Raw genomic sequence first — 16,165 nt, 5'->3', positions numbered from 1 at the left:
AATCACTAAGTTAGAAATTATAACTTTACAACCTATGGCAGACGTGCACTCGAAGAATACCAGAAGCTACAACATGTCCAGAATAAAGGGCAAAGACACCAAGCCTGAGCTACTTGTTCGTAAGTATCTGCATTCAAAGGGGTTCAGGTACAGACTTCATTCAACTAGTATTATTGGTAAGCCTGATATAGTTTTACCAAAGTATAAAACTCTTATATTTGTTCATGGGTGCTTCTGGCATGGCCATACTGGATGTAAATACGCTACAATTCCCAAAACTAGAACAGAATGGTGGATGGCTAAAATTCAAAGAAATTCACTTAACGATGCTAAAGTGACTGCACAGTTAGTTGATAATGGTTGGCATGTAGTTCAAGTATGGGAATGTGAATTAAAACCCAAAACAAGAGAAGAGACTCTAATTGCGTTGGTTCATAGGCTGGAAAGCCTTAACCCTTAGATGGTCTTTTCTTACTCTTTTAACAATTTGTATGTTTAATAATGCCTCTTCAGAATAAAATTGAAAGATTCCTATCAGGAAATACTCCAAGAGTACTTGACTTATTTGCTGGTTGCGGTGGAATATCATTAGGTTTCCATAAAGCAGGTTTTAATATAATAGGAGCAGTTGAAGTTGACCCTCATGCTGCCAGAACCCATGCCTTGAACTTTTGTCGCGATGAACCAGAAGCTATTAGAGAGATACATGCCAATCCTCGTGATATAACTACATTAGAACCAGCTGATTTGTTGGAAGAATTAGGTTACTTTGAGCCTGTAGATGAGGTTGTTGACATCATTGTGGGTGGACCTCCATGTCAGGCTTATACAAGAGTTGGTAGGGCTAAGCTACGTGAGGTAGCAGAGCATCCTGATGCTTATTTACAGGATGCAAGAGGTAACCTTTATCTTAGGTACTTACACTATGTAGCCCAGCTTCAACCTTTAGCTTTGGTGATGGAGAATGTTCCTGACGTTCTGAATTATGGTGGGCATAACGTTGCAGAGGAAATGTGTGAGGTTTTAGATGAAATGGGGTACACATGTAATTATACTCTACTAAACTCATCATTCTATGGAGTACCTCAAATGCGAGAGAGAATGTTCCTTATAGCCTATCGACAAGAATTAGGAGTAGAGGTAACATTTCCAGCTCCTACTCATTGGGTAGACTTACCCAGGGGTTACCATGGTTCGAGACAAGTTGCCTTGAGGAATGTAGTTGTTGACTTGTTTGGTGAGCACATTAGATATGTAGAGGTACCACGAGAATTTACACCTGACTCAGCGCCAGCTGTAAGTGCTAAAGAAGCCTTGGGTGACTTGCCTGCAATAACCACGCATTTGGAAGGGACATTAAAACGAGGAACAAGACGTTTCAATGATATTCAACCATACAGAGAAAGGCCAAAGTCTCCATATACAAAGTTAATGCGCAACTGGCCAGGATTTGAAAACAATGTTGGTATAGGAGACCATGTAATAAGGAGCCTCCCACGTGATTATAAGCTCTTCAGAAGAATGTTGCCTGGTGACCAGTATCCTGAGGCGTATCAACATGCTCAAGAGATGTTTCAAGAGGAGCTGAAAGCAAGAAGGGAAGTTGGCCAGCGTCTGGAAGAAGGAAGTGAAGAATATAAGCAACTTTATAGCTCTATAGTCCCTCCTTATGACCCTGGTAAGTTTCCTAATAAATGGCGCAAAATGGAGCCAGATATGCCAGCACGTACCTTAATGGCTCATTTAGGTAAAGATTGCTACTCGCATATACATTATGATAGTGAACAAGCAAGAACAATATCAGTAAGAGAAGCTGCACGTTTACAATCATTTCCAGATGGATTTAAGTTCTCAGGCACAATGAATCCTGCCTTTAAACAAATTGGTAATGCTGTTCCTCCTTTACTTTCCTACGCAGTAGGAAGAACAATGATGACAACTCTAAACGCTGTTCGCATTCAAGATGAAGCGTAAGATTGCTATTAAACGACTCACTATATCTGATTTAGGTTTATTCAAAGCGCATTTTGATAGTAACAAGCAGCCTGATGGTACTCAGAAGGGCGGAAAGCAAAAATCAATAAATCTTAATTCTGATGTTTTCATCAAGAGGCTCTACCCCAATATTCCAGAGAATAAGAGGGATATGAAGGTTAAGTTATCTATATATGGTCCAGGTTTAGCTAACACACCTCATATTGTTAATCGCTCAATTCGTAAGTCATCTGCTTCTAAAAACTGGAGGCTCAATGGTGAGTTTGTTCGTGACCCAGAAATAAGTGATGGTTATATAGATAGATATCATAACCTTCAGGAGGGTGATTTAGCTTTGTTTGAGTTCTTTGGTAATGATGAACCAGATAAAGTTAAGCTTGTTCTCATTAGTCAGGGTAACATAGAAGACAAGAATCTATATCCTGTCTTGAACAATTATCTTGGAACTAGTAAAATGGTTAGTATTGATGAGGCTCAAGTTTCTGATTTAATGAACTTGATAACTGACCTTAAAGATGAGCATCCTGCACAATCAATATTATTAAACACTGATGAATTAGAATTGGCTGCTCTTGGGGGAGCTATTGCTTTTAGTGTGCCTGTAACAGAAAGAAGTGTAAACTTCGAAGCTGTTACACGTCCTTCGCTGAGAAGCATAAGTCCTGAGTTATTTCATAAAGCTAAAGAAAAGGCTGAACAAAATGGAGAAGATGGTGAGGAGATTATTAATAGCTATTTAGAGGCCTTACATCCAGGTGAATTCGAATGGAGTTCAAAAAGTAATGCAGTATCGCCTTACGACTTTAGGCTAACTGACCATTCTAAAACGCTGTTCATAGAGGTAAAGTCTACATCTAGTAATTTCGCAAATAAGTTCCATATTTCAATCAATGAGCTGAAGCAAGCAATATGGGCCAAAGGTGAATATCATATTTATAGAGTATATAATATAACTGAGGAGGGAGCTAAACTTAGAAAGTCTGGTAACATCAAAGAGTTTGCAACAGAAGTGTTGAAACAATTAGTACAGCTTCCTCAGGGAGTTGTAGCAGATGGTATAACAGTGGACCCTGTTGTATTAGCTGATAAATTCTCATTTGGAGAAGAAATAGACATTGAGCTTGAGGACGATATTAGCTGAATACTGAGTTAGAGGTATGGCTTCAGATTATTTCTCAAGTTGGGAAGAGTTCAATGTAAACAAGGGTAGCAAGCAGGAAGTAATCTGTTTGATGATTAACTTCCTGCCTTCATATTGCTGCAACAAATGAATTTGCTACGTTCTTTCAGTGGTTTGATTTTGAGGAGTAACCATCTCATAGAACTGTGGCCTAAGAAATTCAGCATAACTCCTATTCCAATTACTTAATACCAGTCGCTACAAACTGTGTAGGTGGTCTGTAACTGAAATGACTGTGTGGGTATAGCTTACCCTTGATGAAGAACAGAACTACTCCTGAATGCCAGCTCAGCACCTTATCTACCCTCAGCTTCTCACCCACAGTAATCTTTCTTATCTCCTTGATGCAAACCACCTCGAAAGGACAGTGTGCTCTCTGGAGCTTGTACTTAGACATAAACAGGCAGCTGTCATCCATCCTGCTTGGTTCAGGATTTAGCAGTAGGTTTGTAATCATGTTTCTTGTTGAAGTGTGAGAAATGAAAAAGGGTAGCCTATTGACTACCCCTTTAATAATTAAGCTGCTGGTTTCATCTGGAAAACTTCCTGCTCCATTGTTCTGTCTACTGGGTCGTAGTAGTAGGAGTAGTCGAGTGAGATAATCTCGTCTGTACCAGGAATATGGTAGTCATAAGGGTCGACAAGTACTTTCTCAATGTTACCTGGAAGTGTCTTGCCTATCAGACCTTGGCACATAGCTTCATTGAAGGTACATGGGATAGAACAGGTCTTAGCTGTCGCATAGAACCTACCAGACTCCTTCGACTGGATTAACTCAATTTCCCCTTGTAGGAGCAGCACATTGAATTCTTCATCTGCTGTGTTCTTTCTTTTGGCAAAGCCAGTAATTGTTACCATGTGTTTTAAATTATGTGGTTATACATCATGGGGCGGTACATCCAACCCTGCTCCATAGTGGGGGTGATTATAGAAGGAGGGTGGGCTTCATAGTGGGACTCAGAAAAAAATATAAAAAATTTTTGAATGGGTGTTAGATAACCCACAGAAGAGGGAGAGCTACTAGTGACTCATTACCACACTAAATCTTATAAGTAGCTTCCTCATCATGAATGTTAGGATGCCCTGTACTCTGTTGGTTTTCTAACTGCGACCTCACAAGACAACTGCAATAGCCATGTTAGGAAATGCGACTATGAGGAAAGTACAAGTTAGTTCTGTAGTATGTACACAGCTAAGGATTGAGGAACGTGATGGGAAAACCCACTCAACATAGCTATATAATTGTTATGTCTATAGCGCAGATAATGAGACCAAGCTTGAATTTACCCTCCTTACAACACTATCATGTTCTTGTTTGCTTATCCTTTTATGATTAGGGTAAGTTGGGTAAGATTAAATGTTGAAATGATAGTGTAAATACATATTGTATAAGTATTAAACAAAAGAGCCTACAAAATAGCAGGCTCTTTTAATCATTCTATAGTAAAGTTGAACAACTAACCTTACCTATCTTACCCTATAGTCTTTCAGGCAACACTCATCTGAGTAAATTCACTTTGAAGGGATGAGTTAGGATGTCTAATCACATTCTCCTGCCTTTTGTTCTTGATGCAGTATTTATAGTTACTACCCTTTTTTAGACGTTTGAATCCATTCTTGGCCAATGCCCTTCCTAAAAGGTTCACAGCAGAAGCATCTGTTCTAACTCCGTAGCTGTCTTTAAGCTCATTTGCAATGTCTGTAGTAGTTAAATATACTGCTTCCTGGTCATTCTCCTCTGCTGGCATGAACTTATCCAGAAGAGACTCCTCCTCTAAGCTGGTGCGTTGATATTGAGAATTGTTGTCGTTTATCTGCTCCTGTTCTGCTTCATCAAACCAATACTGAAAACCTTCTTTGAACAAAGTTAGGGCCTGACTTAATACCATGTTTATGTTTACCTCATGCTGATAATCGATGTATGATACCTCTGCTACTAAAAACCTGCGTGACCCAGTAGAGTCATTTAGAAACTGATTGTTGTTAATTGAGCCTGCGAACGAGGCTCTTCTTGTCAGGTTTTCACTATTTCGTCCATAAGGCCTTCGTATATTGATATTGCTCTGCGTGATAAGGCTCTTTAAAGAACCTATCTCAGAGCGATTCAGATTCTCAAGCTCATCCAGATTAATAAGCATACGCTCTGCAAGATGAATCATTGCATCTTTATCATTGGGGTTTATTGTGCCTGTATAGAGGTAACTCTTTAGTTCTTTAGGTACCAGCTTCTCAATCCAAGTAGTCTTACCCTTCCCTTGGGCACCATAGAACACGAGCACAGTATGATTAACTTTATCGGGAACCATAAGGGAAGTGACCATAGCTACTATCCACTTCTTAAAGAACTTGTTCCACAAGGACTCATTAGTAGTCTTTACAGTGGTCGCTAACTGTTGAATGTAGTCTGTACTCCCATCCCAAGTAGATAAACTATTGAAATATTCAATAAAAGGGTCGAATGTAGTGGTGAAGTCAGACAACAGCTTTCCTTTAAGTGTAGTCGGGTTGATTTTGAGGCGGTTTCTCTCCAATCGCCTGCAGATGGAGTTTTCATCGTAGTCAACCATGAGTTGGTATGAGGTACCACCTTTTAGCCTAAACTCAACTCTACCTAATACTGTGTTATATCTAAAGTCATAATGTGTACTTAGAAACTCCTCAACCTTGTCTATATGTTGTAGGCTTTCCTGATTATCGTTAGGATTCATATCAATTTTATTAAATTATTAATAAATTTTATTACATTATTAAACCCTTATTAATTCCTTGTGTAGAGTTCTCTTCTATATTCTTTGATTGACACTATACCTATGGAGGTAGAAATAGAATGATAATCTCCTGTTAAGGAAGTAATGGGTTTTAACTCATTTGGTATCATCTAGACCAATAGACAAGCTAAGATGACATTAATCTTCCAGACCTATAAAAGGTAGGAGTCTATTAGGTTTACAAAATTGATAGATATGAAGGGGCTTGAGGGAATAGGTTTGTACAGCTAGTCTACGATGTCCACTGCTTAAGCGCCTTATTGATAGATGAGCTTTACTAGTGCACTGAACAATATCCGCTGCTGAGATACACTAGAATTTGCGGTGCTAATTTAAGACAGTATTTTTTATGATACCAAGGCAAGAGTCGAATAATTTTTATACTCTCTGTTAATTATTATCTAAAGTGTTATGTATCAGGCGACTTTAGATATCTGTTTGCTGAAGCCTCATAAAGAACTGGCTGTTTAGACCTGACTTACTTAATGTAGGGTAAGCCTCAATAATAACTTAGCTGTCTCTCTGCTCCTAGGGATATCTCCATCTGTCTATCTTTGAAAGATGCTCTCCCTATGAAATCTCAGATAGGGAAGGTTCTGCTCGAACACATGTCGAAGCTTAATATTTGTGGTCAAGTTCAAGATGTTGCAGGCTTGTTTACTAAGCTTCTTAGGTAGCATTATAGCTCCATCATCTCCAAAGTTTATCAAGCCCTTATCAAATAATGAATCCAGGTCAGGTGTCAGCAACAGTCCCTTGTATAGGTCTAGCCTTTCTCTGTTGTTAGACTCCCTCCAAGGCTTGATGTGTGACGCTACTAATATCTCGATGAGGTTTGAATCAGTAACTGAGCATCGCCTCCAGAGCTTAACCAGTTTAAGGCAGTACTCTTCCTGACCAATGTGGCTTGATGTTATAGATTGGTATGTAGTTAGGTTATGTGGGTTTTCAGATTGTGCTGGCTCAGATATAGCTACTTCCTCTCCTGTTGTTTTCTTATCATCCTTTTGTTCCTTTATCAGATGTGAATTGACTTAGTACCTACACTTATAAGGTTAGAATACTATATTTAGATGTTAATCTAGTTAACAATTATGAATCTCTATGTAGAAACCTTAGCCATAGCTCAGTATACCTTGGCTGCTGTTAATCCCTCCCAAGCTAGTGTTACAGGTGTAGATAGCCTTGTAATGAGTAAGCAGGCTCTAAAAGCTATAATAGAAGCTACTAAAGATGAACCTTCTTGGACTGATAAGGCACAGGCCTATACTACTATGTTTGGAACCTTGGTTGCTATAGTTACTGGTGTACTAGCTTGGTTTTCCTATAGGAGTACCATTAAGCAGCAACAGGACCAGATTAATGACCAGCAGAAGGAACTTGACTCTTTAGCTATGATAGCTAGGGGTGTAATAAGCTAGGTAAATGAGGCTAAGGAAAGAAGGAGGCTTGAGATAAGGCCTCATATACATTTAGTGAATAGTACTTACCACAATTACTCCCCCTCAGCTTGTTCAATCTTAATTGCACCTACTATCTATAAAGCTCTTGTTATAAGTGTTTTAACGCATTAACAATTCTACCCTCTGTTATCTTTACATCTATCAGTGTGGTAAGAATATTGCAGTATCTTGATATTCCTTGTTTTCTTGCATCGAACATCCCATCTGAGGGGCAGGCTGAAGATTACCAATAAAGTAATAGAGAGGCAGATTAAACCTACCTCTCTTACTTCACATCTTATCTCGCAGTACTTTCATGGAATCAGCTATAAGACGCGTTTCTACTTTTGCATAAATCTGTGTAGTCTTTATGTTGTCATGCCCCAGCATTTGCTTGACAACCTCCATAGGTACCCCATTCTGCAAGGCTATCGTAGTCGCAAAGGTGTGTCTACCAATATGCACAGTGAGCTTCTTCCTTATACCACATAAATCTCCAATCTCTTTTAAGTAGGCATTGAACTTTTGGTTAGATGGAATAGGCAACAGGCAACCAGATATTAGTACCTTGACATGGGTTGCATACTTCTCTATGATAGCCTTAGCTGGTGGAAGAAGTGGTATTGCACAAGTATTCCCTGTCTTCTGACGCTCAGTAAATATCCACTCTTCTCCATCTATTCCAATTCCAATATTCTCCTTTTTAAGGAGTTTAGCGTCAATGAAGGCTAAGCCTGTATAACAGGTGAAGAGGAACATGTCTCTAACAATCTCTAGTCTCTCAACATTGAAGTGAACAGCCTCTAAGGTTTTCAACTCCCCTTCATTCAAAGGAAGCCTGATGACCTTATCCTTGCTCATGGAGTGTAAGAGAAAAGGGTCTTTCTGGATGTAGTCATACTTTAACGCTATCTTCACTGACTTCTTCACCCTTTGAATATGCTTGATGGCACCATTCTGCCTGCACTTGCCTTTTGTCTTTAGGTAGAGTTCAAAGTCAGCTATAAACCTGTAGGACAAATTCTTTAGTTTGAAGTCCTGCAACTTGTATTCTTCTTCCAGAAACTTAATAAGATGATTCTCTGTGGCCTTATAAGCGTTATAACAACTAAGGCTGTACTCTACTCCTATCTTTGCTTGCACATCTCTCACCAGTTTAGAGAACACATCCAATAAGGTAGGCTGTTTTTCTTCTATTCCCAAGACCCCATTCTTAATAGCCATCAGGTCGACATCTTTGCCTCCCTCTAGAAGCTTATTGTATTGCTGTTTAGCCCTTAGCTTAAATAAGTCTATGGTATCATTGATGGTTTTAGCAAGGTCTGACCTGCCTTTTACCCTTCCTTTAGCAGAGTCCCATAGCTCAGGCTTGATGTAGTGTTTGGAGGCTATCTCGCTGATACTGCCATCAAGTGTTACCCTTACTAAGACAGGTACTTCTCCCAGTTTGTTGGGTTTGTTTCTTCTGACCATCGCCAGGATGGAAAATGTGTGCTGTGTCTTCATGTGTTTTTGTTCTTTAAGTAAACCATTAGAATACAAGTTACACTGGTGTAAAACAAAAGTAATCAGCAACTTACAAGCTATTCAGTGACCCAACTCACCTTACAACTACAGGTCACTGGCTGGGTCACTGAGAAATAAGGAATATGGGAGCTTAAAGACAGGCTTTAAAAACAAAAAAGCCCTATCCAGTTAGAATAGAGCTTTCTTATTTAGCTGATAGGGAGTACCAGCTTTAGATAAGTGCGCGCGGGGAGATTCGAACTCCCACACCCGAAGGCACCACCCCCTCAAGATGGCGTGTCTACCAGTTTCACCACGTGCGCAGGTAAAATGTGGTTGCAAAAATAAAGAGGGCTTTCGACATTTGCAAAGCGGATTTCTCTTAAATTAAGTTATTCTTAAGAATACATCATAAATATCAATATAATAGAACTTTATATAGGAAGCCGTGTTTAAAATAAAATAGGCATTCTGAAAAAGCCATAGTTGAAGTCAGCATAAGCAGGCGGGATATAGCTTCAGTCATTTCAGAAATTTGAAGACAGGATTCCTATAGTAGTATAGATGCGGGAAGTTTTGACGCATTTATTTATATTCATTTCGTACGGAGTAGCATATGAGCATCGAGATAAGCGGTTTATCGAAAGGATTTGGGAAAAAGCATGTTTTAAAAGAGCTTGATTTAAAGATTGAAAAAGGGCAGATTTATTGCCTCCTGGGCAAAAACGGCGTCGGCAAAAGTACCTTTCTGAATTGTATTCTTGATTTGATGAAGCCCGATGCAGGCACTATTTCTTTATTTGACAAGAATTACCAGCACCACTCACTTGAGCTGAAGCAAAACCTTGGGGCCCTCTGCGAAGACAATCCTCTGATAGAAGAATTCACAGGGCTGGAGTACCTGAATTTTGTGGCCAAGCTGTACCGCCTCTCCCCTACCGTGGCCGGGGAGCGCATCGCCAGCCTCACAAACTATTTTTTCTCAGATAAGGAGTCGCTGTACAAGAACATTGCCGGTTACTCCACAGGCATGAAAAAGAAGGTGGGTATTGCCGCTGCCATCCTGCACAAGCCGCAGGTGCTTATCCTGGACGAGCCCTTTACCGGACTTGACCCTATAGCTGCTCAGTTGCTGGTGAACCTCATCCGCAGTTACCGCAACATGAACCGCGTTATACTTATCTCGTCACACGACCTGAACTATGTAGAGAAAGTGGCAACGCACATTGGTGTTCTGAATGATGGGCAGCTGATGTATAACGGCTCTGTGCAGGAGTTTACCATGAACGGCGCCAACCTCATAGACCAGGCGCTTTTCCAGCTGCTTCTGCCACACCACAACGCAGAGACAAACATGGATTGGATGCTTAACTGATACGTGGGGTATGGAATTAATCTTTTTCTCCTGCCGCGCAAGGATCGACAGCTTTTTCAGGCAGAAGCCGCAACAGCGGGCCCTCCTGCTTGCCCTTGGAATTTTATTAGCCGGGTTTTACGCTTTGGTTTTCACCATTATACTTCAAAAAGCCCAGGAGGGTGGCATAAAACAAAGCCCTGAACTAGTGCTGGAGTATTCCAACCTGTTTTTGCTGGTGATTATTATCCTCAGAGGCTTTTTCCCGTCTTATGTTCCCAAGTCAGCCGTTATTCAGCGCATTTACCCGATAAGCCTGCTTAAAAAGTTCTGGACGGAGTTAGTGGTAGAGCTGGTTTCTCCTTTCTACTTCATCGCGCTTAACTTTCTCATTTTCCTGTTCCTTATGGCGCCTGCTTATGACCTGGTGCACTTTCTGCAAAGTATACTGGTCCTGCTGACAGCGCATGTCACGCTCCGTTCGCTGCAGGTGTTTGTGGAACGGAAGATTCAATGGACAAACAGCTTCTTCTATATGGCTGCTGTGATGGCCGCTGCATTTTTAGCCCTGCAGGTGCGGGTGCCTATGTTCAAACCTACCTCAGACTGGCTGATGCTGATTGTACATATGGCTGCTCTTGCTTTCTTTGTCACGGCCAACTTTTTTTTAGAACACGCGGCTACCGACGTACGCCATAAAGTGGTCAGTTACAGCGGCAGTGCCCGCCGCAGCTTGGGATGGCGCCTTTTCAAGAACCATAAGCTGGCAAAGCAAATGCTGATTTTCGGCATGGTGTTCAAACTGATCATCTTAGCCGTTGACGCCATTTCTTTTATGAAGAAAGGCAATCACATTTTTGATGAAATACTTTCGCTCTGGATATTTGTTGGCCCCCTGGTGATGTTTTCCTATGTATTTAACAACGTCTGGGGCTTTTACCGCAACTTGTGGCTTACAATAGAGCGTAGTAGCGGCACATATAAAGATTTCATCAGGGCGAGCCTGCTGCCGCTGCGTGTGCCCCTGCTGCTGGATGCTGTACTGACATTCCTTTATGTCACCTTCTTTAACCATGAAAACGCACTGTTCATTGTACTGATGTACATCACCTCTATTCTGGTGCTGATACCTTTCGGTATTATTTCCTCAATTGTGAGCCCAAGGGCAGTGAAAGGGGGCGTCTTCAGCTTCAGTGCGAAAACATCTTACCTATACAATTTCATAGCAATTGCCCTGTTCAGCATGCTGTTCCTGCCCCGCATACACCCTGTGCTGTACCTGCTCTATCCCCTGTTGGTAGGAGGCGTTATGTTCGCCTTGGTTGCCGTCCTGAGGGAGTATCCGGCTTACAAACACAAGCTCTTCGAGACACTGTATAAAACCGAAGCTTAGCCTGCATAAACAAGTTTTCACAAAAGCCCCTGATCCACAACCCTGTAAATCAAGGGCTTTTCTGTTGTATGGTAAAACTAAATGCCGTCGGTGCATTTTTCGCCAAAGCACACTTTCTGTACATTCTTTGTCATTCCAAACATCCCTGATGCGTTAGCTGAAAACAAGTAGCATGGCTGATTTAGGTGTAAGTATAGTTCCAGCGGGGCGAACTTTTGTTAGAAAGCAAAATATCAATCATTTGCTCCGGAGGAGCGGACTGTTTGGCAAAGATTGCCAGGCCCTCCTCCGGAGCTTAAAATGTATACTAAGCATAAGGCTATTGATAGATCGTCCCGCTGAGTCTAGACTATATTATTTTGATTGAAAAATTGCGGTCTTAGCACGCGTTAGCCTTAAACACAAAGACCCGGCTCGATGGCCGGGTCTTTCAACTCTGAATTTAGCCCACTTTAGAACTTGATAATCCGCATGGTCTGCGTGCCGTACTGGCTTATTACCTTCAGATAGTTAAGGCCTTTGCTTAGTTGTACATTTCTGATGTCCAGGTTAAGGCTACCATTCTGTATACTGTGGCTGTTCCTGTACACTTCTTTTCCATACCTGTTATAGAAGGTTAACTCTACTTCACAGTCAGCTATCTTGTCAGATATGATGTTCAGGTAATCTGAAACCGGGTTCGGATACACCAGAAGCGAGAAAAGCTCCCTCAGATCAACCTCACCTGCTGGAACGGGGCTGCCATCACATTGTGTCACATTGCCATCGCCTAAGGTAGCTCCCAGGGCAAGAAGTGCCGGTACAGCATCATTTTCTATACAAAGCGTTTTGCCTCTTCCCTCTTTACCGGATGGGTTATAGTATACCTGCACTTTCGGGTTGCTGGCATTCCCGCAGCTTACGTCCACCACACACACCTGCACCTCATCTGTTACAGACACGCCTCTAGCATCTGTCACCGTTACGGTATAGGTAGTGGAAATCTGTGGGCAAACCTCTATGGTCTGGCCCGTCTGACCTGTGCTCCAGGTATAGGTATAACCTGCCACACCACCCGTGGCCGCACTGGCTGATAACGTTGTGCAGGCGGATGGGGTGTAGCCGTAGTAGACTACCTTATCAGCACCGGCATTTACCAAAAGCGGCTCTGCGAATTCAAATCTGGTAAAGACTGGAAGGTGGTCGGATGTGGTGTTAGCGTAATTTTCTATCCAGTTGAATGGTATCACCAGTGTTGCGGTACCCATCAGGTATTCATCATACAATTCATTGCTGATGGTGATGTGGTCGATTACGTTGTCTCTTGTGATGAAAGAACGAAGGCCTGCTTCACTCAACGTAGACGTCACCACTCTGAAATTGTCAGCCTGCACGAACGTGCTGTAGGTAGTTTCACCACCACCAATCGACTCATCCACATCATCGTTGTAGTCACCCAGCAGAATGATGTTGGCATCAGGATAGTACTGATCCAGGGTATCTTTCAGTGCCTGCGTATCAAACCTTCTTCTGATAAGGTCTGAGCTTGCCGCGCCTGACTTTGCGTGAATGTTAATCAACTGTACCCGCTCCGTTACACCTTCGATGGTAGCATCTACAGTAATGATATAAGGCAACCTTCCGCTCGACCAGAACGAAGATGGACTGGTAGGGTATGCATCCAGTGGCGTGCTGGCACCTGAGCGGGCAGCATCATATAGTTCCTCAAAAATTACACGCTCATCAACAAGCGTTATCACTTCCGTGTTATAGATAAAACAAAGCTTCTGGTCCGGGAAATTAGGATCCGGCGCATTATAGGAGTAAGAGAAACGGTCGGAGCATACTTTTGCATAGCCTGGAAGCATGTCTACCAGTTGCTGCAGCAGGCTCTCATCCGATATTTCCTGCACGGCAATCACATCGGCATGTACACTGTCTATGAGGCGGGCGGCATTCTGCAGCTGCAGTTGCACATCAGAGGGCCCGAAAGTAGGAATGGTAGAACCGAAGAACTCCATGTTCCAGGTCATTACGTCCAGCGTTTTTGCAATCGGAATATCCGTACCTGCCGGCACGTAAGGTGTAGTGCCTGGCACATCTTCGATAAAGCGCGGAAGCAGTTGCAGGGTGCCTCTGAAGCTTCCGACAACACCCGTAATGTTCACAGCATTATCCGGTATTTCACGGCCCACCAAGCTTTCTACATCTCCGTCTAATCGAAGGTTCAGGGTGCCAGTGCCATCCGTGATGCGGTAATTGCTTTCCGGGAACAGCAGGCCTCTTGTGTCAACGAAGGATGCATTGGTTATAGTAACTAATTGCCCCTCCAGTGCCGGACTCAGCTCAGCAATAGTTACCTGCACTGGCGCTATAGGTTGCGTGGCTGGGCCAAAGCTCTCCAGGCTGGTTACATCTACTAACTGCACCTGTTGGTTAAAGGCTCCGATAGAGGCTGTAACCTGTATAGAGTCACCGATGCTGAACGTGCCAGGAGCATGCACCTGGCTATCGAAGAGGGCAATACCGCCTGTTTCGTCTTGTATAAAGGCAGGGCCTCCCAGTTGGTCTGTTGCGGTTAGCGTGCCGTTCACAATTACTTGCGTACCCAAAGGCAGGTTACGTGCGGCAGCGATAGTTACCTCCTGCGGCTCCACAGGGTCTGGGTCTGTTCCACCACCAGTTCCGAAGCTCTGGCCTGTATTAATAGCATTGTACGTATTGGCAATGGGGCCTGACCAAGTAAAGGCATCGTAACTGAAGCCGGAACCCGTCAGTTGCAGCGAGAAGCCATTGGGTGTAGTGCTTCCTTCACTAACCTCAATGTCTGTACTCATCATACCATCGGCAGGGCCTCCCACCGCTGTAAAGACACCTTCGTAGCTCAAAAACTGAACAACAGCACCGTCAGCTTTTACAAGAGCTATACCATCAGGAGCCCCGTTTTGCAGGCCTGCGATAGAAAAGAACAAGGTACCGTAGCCATTCTGCTGATTCGGAATAATGCCTGTCAGGGTAACAGTACTGTAGGAGGCACCGCCATTGCCGTTATAGGCAACAAGCGTCCAGCCTTCAAGGTTAGCGCCGGCATTACCTGCCACTTCCACGCCTTCTCCTGTATCTGCACCGTCGTTGTCGTAATGCAGTTCGTTGACGAAGACAACATCCTGTAATGGAAGGAACACTTGCCCGTTATTAACGCTGTTATAGGTGGCTACAGCTTCTGTCGCCCATGTAAAGGATTCAAAGGCAGAACCTGTTCCTGTAAGTTGTAAGGAGTAGCCTTCAGGTGTACCGCTTCCTTCCTCTACGCCTATATCGGTGCTGGCCGTGCCGGCAGCCGGGCCGCTGGTTGCCTCAAAAGTACCTTCGTAGCTTAAGAACTGTACGACGCTCCCGGCAGCATCAACAAGAGCTATACCATCAGGAGCCCCATTTTGTAAACCACTTATGGCAAAGAAAACAGTACCGAAACCGGATTGCTGATTTGGAATAGTGCCGGTTAAGGATGTAGTATTGTATGGTGCACCGCCGTTGCCATTGTAAGGCACCAGTTGCCAGCCTGAAAGGTCGGTACCGGCAAGCCCGGCTACTTCCACACCCTCACCCGCATCAGTTCCCACATTGTCATAATGAATTTCATTGATGAAGACTATTGCGCCGGTCGTAGGGTTTTTAGGCACTTCTGGTTCTGGCTCCGGCTCCGGTTCATTACCGCCGCCTTCGCCGAAGCTTTGGCCGGCGTTTACAGATCCAAAAGTATTTAAGGCCTCTGCAGCCCAAACAAAGTCACTGTACATGCGGCCAGCGCCTGTTAGTTGCAGTGAAAAGTCAGCAGGACCCGTACCTGCCTCACTTACACCAATGTCTGTACTCATCAAACCGTCAGCAGGTCCTCCTACGGCTGTAAATGCACCTTCGTAACTCAGAAACTGTACAGTTTCACCAGCAGCATTAATGAGTGCAATACCATCGGGTGCTCCATTTTGTATTCCCACAATCGGAAAGTAAAGTGTACCAAAGCCATTATTTTGGTCCGGGAGAACACCACTCAGCGACTTTGTATAATAGGTAGTGCCACCGTTTCCGTTATAGAGCACAAGGCTCCAGCCTGTCAGATCTGTACCAGCAGGTCCGGCAACCTCAATGGCTTCATTTACTTCTGCGCTAGCATTGTCATAATGGAGTTCATTAATGAAGATATCCTGAGCATTGGCTTCATTTGCCATACCCAGAAAAGCCAGTACACCAATGCCACACATACATCGTAGAAGTTTTCTCATTTTTTAAGATTTAGTGGTCGTAGGAACAAGTACAAAAATACTTCTTACGGTTAAGATGTATGCATGCGTGGTGTTAACTAATCTTTAATTATGGCTTTTATGAGAAGAACTTTGGCAAAAGCCCCAAATCAGCATGTAAAAAGCCTTTCTTCAGCATTATAATTGAAGAAGGAATAAAAGCTATTTCAAATGTAAGAACTTTTTTAAGCGTCTATTATAACTAATTAGAATTGGTATTATACAATTAAAAAGATTTGAAATAGAT

12 protein-coding genes and 1 tRNA gene are annotated in these 16,165 nt (G+C 42.9%); 6 read left to right on the top strand and 7 right to left on the bottom strand.

All coding sequences use genetic code 11. The features are described from left to right. Positions 1-34: 34 nt before the first annotated feature. From ACFS7Z_RS22300 to ACFS7Z_RS22290, 3 genes are read left to right on the top strand one after another with little or no spacing between them, the layout of a single operon-like run. On the top strand, positions 35-460 hold the full coding sequence (locus ACFS7Z_RS22300) for a very short patch repair endonuclease (RefSeq protein ID WP_377489792.1): 426 nt from the start codon (positions 35-37) through the stop codon (positions 458-460). A gap of 41 nt (positions 461-501) precedes the next feature. Continuing rightward, complete coding sequence (locus tag ACFS7Z_RS22295) at positions 502-1,974, top strand: DNA cytosine methyltransferase (RefSeq protein ID WP_377489789.1); 1,473 nt, start codon at positions 502-504, stop codon at positions 1,972-1,974. Beyond that, positions 1,964-3,136, top strand: coding sequence for a protein NO VEIN domain-containing protein (locus ACFS7Z_RS22290; RefSeq protein WP_377489786.1), 1,173 nt, complete (start codon positions 1,964-1,966; stop codon positions 3,134-3,136). Before ACFS7Z_RS22295 ends, ACFS7Z_RS22290 begins: the two co-directional genes overlap by 11 nt. Before the next feature lie 220 nt (positions 3,137-3,356). Here ACFS7Z_RS22290 and ACFS7Z_RS22285 read toward each other — a convergent pair whose 3' ends face one another. The 4 genes from ACFS7Z_RS22285 to ACFS7Z_RS22270 all read right to left on the bottom strand — a co-directional run bounded on the left by ACFS7Z_RS22285 (position 3,357) and on the right by ACFS7Z_RS22270 (position 6,818). Continuing rightward, positions 3,357-3,632 carry a hypothetical protein gene (locus ACFS7Z_RS22285; protein ID WP_377489783.1) on the bottom strand — a complete coding sequence of 92 codons (276 nt, stop codon included), beginning with the start codon at positions 3,630-3,632 and terminating at the stop codon, positions 3,357-3,359. Positions 3,633-3,691: 59 nt separating this feature from the next. Continuing rightward, positions 3,692-4,033: a hypothetical protein gene (locus tag ACFS7Z_RS22280; protein ID WP_377489780.1), complete on the bottom strand. Its 342-nt coding sequence runs from the start codon at positions 4,031-4,033 to the stop codon at positions 3,692-3,694. 629 nt (positions 4,034-4,662) lie between these two features. Continuing rightward, positions 4,663-5,883 carry a VapE domain-containing protein gene (locus tag ACFS7Z_RS22275; RefSeq protein ID WP_377489777.1) on the bottom strand — a complete coding sequence of 407 codons (1,221 nt, stop codon included), beginning with the start codon at positions 5,881-5,883 and terminating at the stop codon, positions 4,663-4,665. A 608-nt stretch (positions 5,884-6,491) separates the two neighbouring features. Next, positions 6,492-6,818 carry an HNH endonuclease gene (locus ACFS7Z_RS22270; protein WP_377489941.1) on the bottom strand — a complete coding sequence of 109 codons (327 nt, stop codon included), beginning with the start codon at positions 6,816-6,818 and terminating at the stop codon, positions 6,492-6,494. A gap of 219 nt (positions 6,819-7,037) precedes the next feature. Between ACFS7Z_RS22270 and ACFS7Z_RS22265 the strand changes: the two genes are divergently transcribed. Next, positions 7,038-7,364 carry a hypothetical protein gene (locus ACFS7Z_RS22265; protein ID WP_377489774.1) on the top strand — a complete coding sequence of 109 codons (327 nt, stop codon included), beginning with the start codon at positions 7,038-7,040 and terminating at the stop codon, positions 7,362-7,364. 312 nt (positions 7,365-7,676) lie between these two features. Here the strand turns inward: ACFS7Z_RS22265 and ACFS7Z_RS22260 are convergent, their stop codons facing one another. Both ACFS7Z_RS22260 and ACFS7Z_RS22255 read right to left on the bottom strand, forming a co-directional pair. After that, entirely contained in the window at positions 7,677-8,891 is a 1,215-nt protein-coding gene (locus ACFS7Z_RS22260; protein WP_377489771.1) for a site-specific integrase, read from the bottom strand. Positions 8,892-9,132: 241 nt separating this feature from the next. Then, a tRNA-Leu gene (locus tag ACFS7Z_RS22255) sits at positions 9,133-9,214 on the bottom strand. Between the two features lie 293 nt (positions 9,215-9,507). On the opposite strand from ACFS7Z_RS22255, the gene ACFS7Z_RS22250 reads away from it, so the two are divergent. Continuing rightward, positions 9,508-10,266, top strand: a complete 759-nt coding sequence (locus tag ACFS7Z_RS22250) for an ABC transporter ATP-binding protein (protein WP_377489768.1) — start codon at positions 9,508-9,510, stop codon at positions 10,264-10,266. Positions 10,267-10,276: 10 nt separating this feature from the next. After that, the gene (locus ACFS7Z_RS22245; protein ID WP_377489765.1) at positions 10,277-11,638 is read left to right on the top strand and encodes a hypothetical protein; all 1,362 of its coding nucleotides are present in this window, start codon (positions 10,277-10,279) and stop codon (positions 11,636-11,638) included. A gap of 452 nt (positions 11,639-12,090) precedes the next feature. On the opposite strand, the gene ACFS7Z_RS22240 is transcribed toward ACFS7Z_RS22245, so the two are convergent. Next, positions 12,091-15,900 carry a DUF5689 domain-containing protein gene (locus ACFS7Z_RS22240; RefSeq protein ID WP_377489762.1) on the bottom strand — a complete coding sequence of 1,270 codons (3,810 nt, stop codon included), beginning with the start codon at positions 15,898-15,900 and terminating at the stop codon, positions 12,091-12,093. Between the last annotated feature and the right edge of the window lie 265 nt (positions 15,901-16,165).

Source organism: Pontibacter toksunensis, assembly GCF_042686245.1.
Taxonomy (GTDB): domain Bacteria; phylum Bacteroidota; class Bacteroidia; order Cytophagales; family Hymenobacteraceae; genus Pontibacter; species Pontibacter toksunensis.
Note: the sequence above shows the minus strand (reverse complement) of the source record. Positions and strands in the feature narration are given on the sequence as shown.

Bases quoted from the DNA above. Each gene is read 5' to 3' on its own strand.
- ACFS7Z_RS22280 (WP_377489780.1), bottom strand. From the start codon at position 4,033: ATGGTAACAATTACTGGCTTTGCCAAAAGAAAGAACACAGCAGATGAA.
- ACFS7Z_RS22245 (WP_377489765.1), top strand. From the start codon at position 10,277: ATGGAATTAATCTTTTTCTCCTGCCGCGCAAGGATCGACAGCTTTTTC.
- ACFS7Z_RS22300 (WP_377489792.1), top strand. From the start codon at position 35: ATGGCAGACGTGCACTCGAAGAATACCAGAAGCTACAACATGTCCAGA.
- ACFS7Z_RS22295 (WP_377489789.1), top strand. From the start codon at position 502: ATGCCTCTTCAGAATAAAATTGAAAGATTCCTATCAGGAAATACTCCA.
- ACFS7Z_RS22265 (WP_377489774.1), top strand. From the start codon at position 7,038: ATGAATCTCTATGTAGAAACCTTAGCCATAGCTCAGTATACCTTGGCT.
- ACFS7Z_RS22240 (WP_377489762.1), bottom strand. From the start codon at position 15,900: ATGAGAAAACTTCTACGATGTATGTGTGGCATTGGTGTACTGGCTTTT.
- ACFS7Z_RS22250 (WP_377489768.1), top strand. From the start codon at position 9,508: ATGAGCATCGAGATAAGCGGTTTATCGAAAGGATTTGGGAAAAAGCAT.
- ACFS7Z_RS22290 (WP_377489786.1), top strand. From the start codon at position 1,964: ATGAAGCGTAAGATTGCTATTAAACGACTCACTATATCTGATTTAGGT.
- ACFS7Z_RS22275 (WP_377489777.1), bottom strand. From the start codon at position 5,883: ATGAATCCTAACGATAATCAGGAAAGCCTACAACATATAGACAAGGTT.
- ACFS7Z_RS22285 (WP_377489783.1), bottom strand. From the start codon at position 3,632: ATGATTACAAACCTACTGCTAAATCCTGAACCAAGCAGGATGGATGAC.
- ACFS7Z_RS22260 (WP_377489771.1), bottom strand. From the start codon at position 8,891: ATGAAGACACAGCACACATTTTCCATCCTGGCGATGGTCAGAAGAAAC.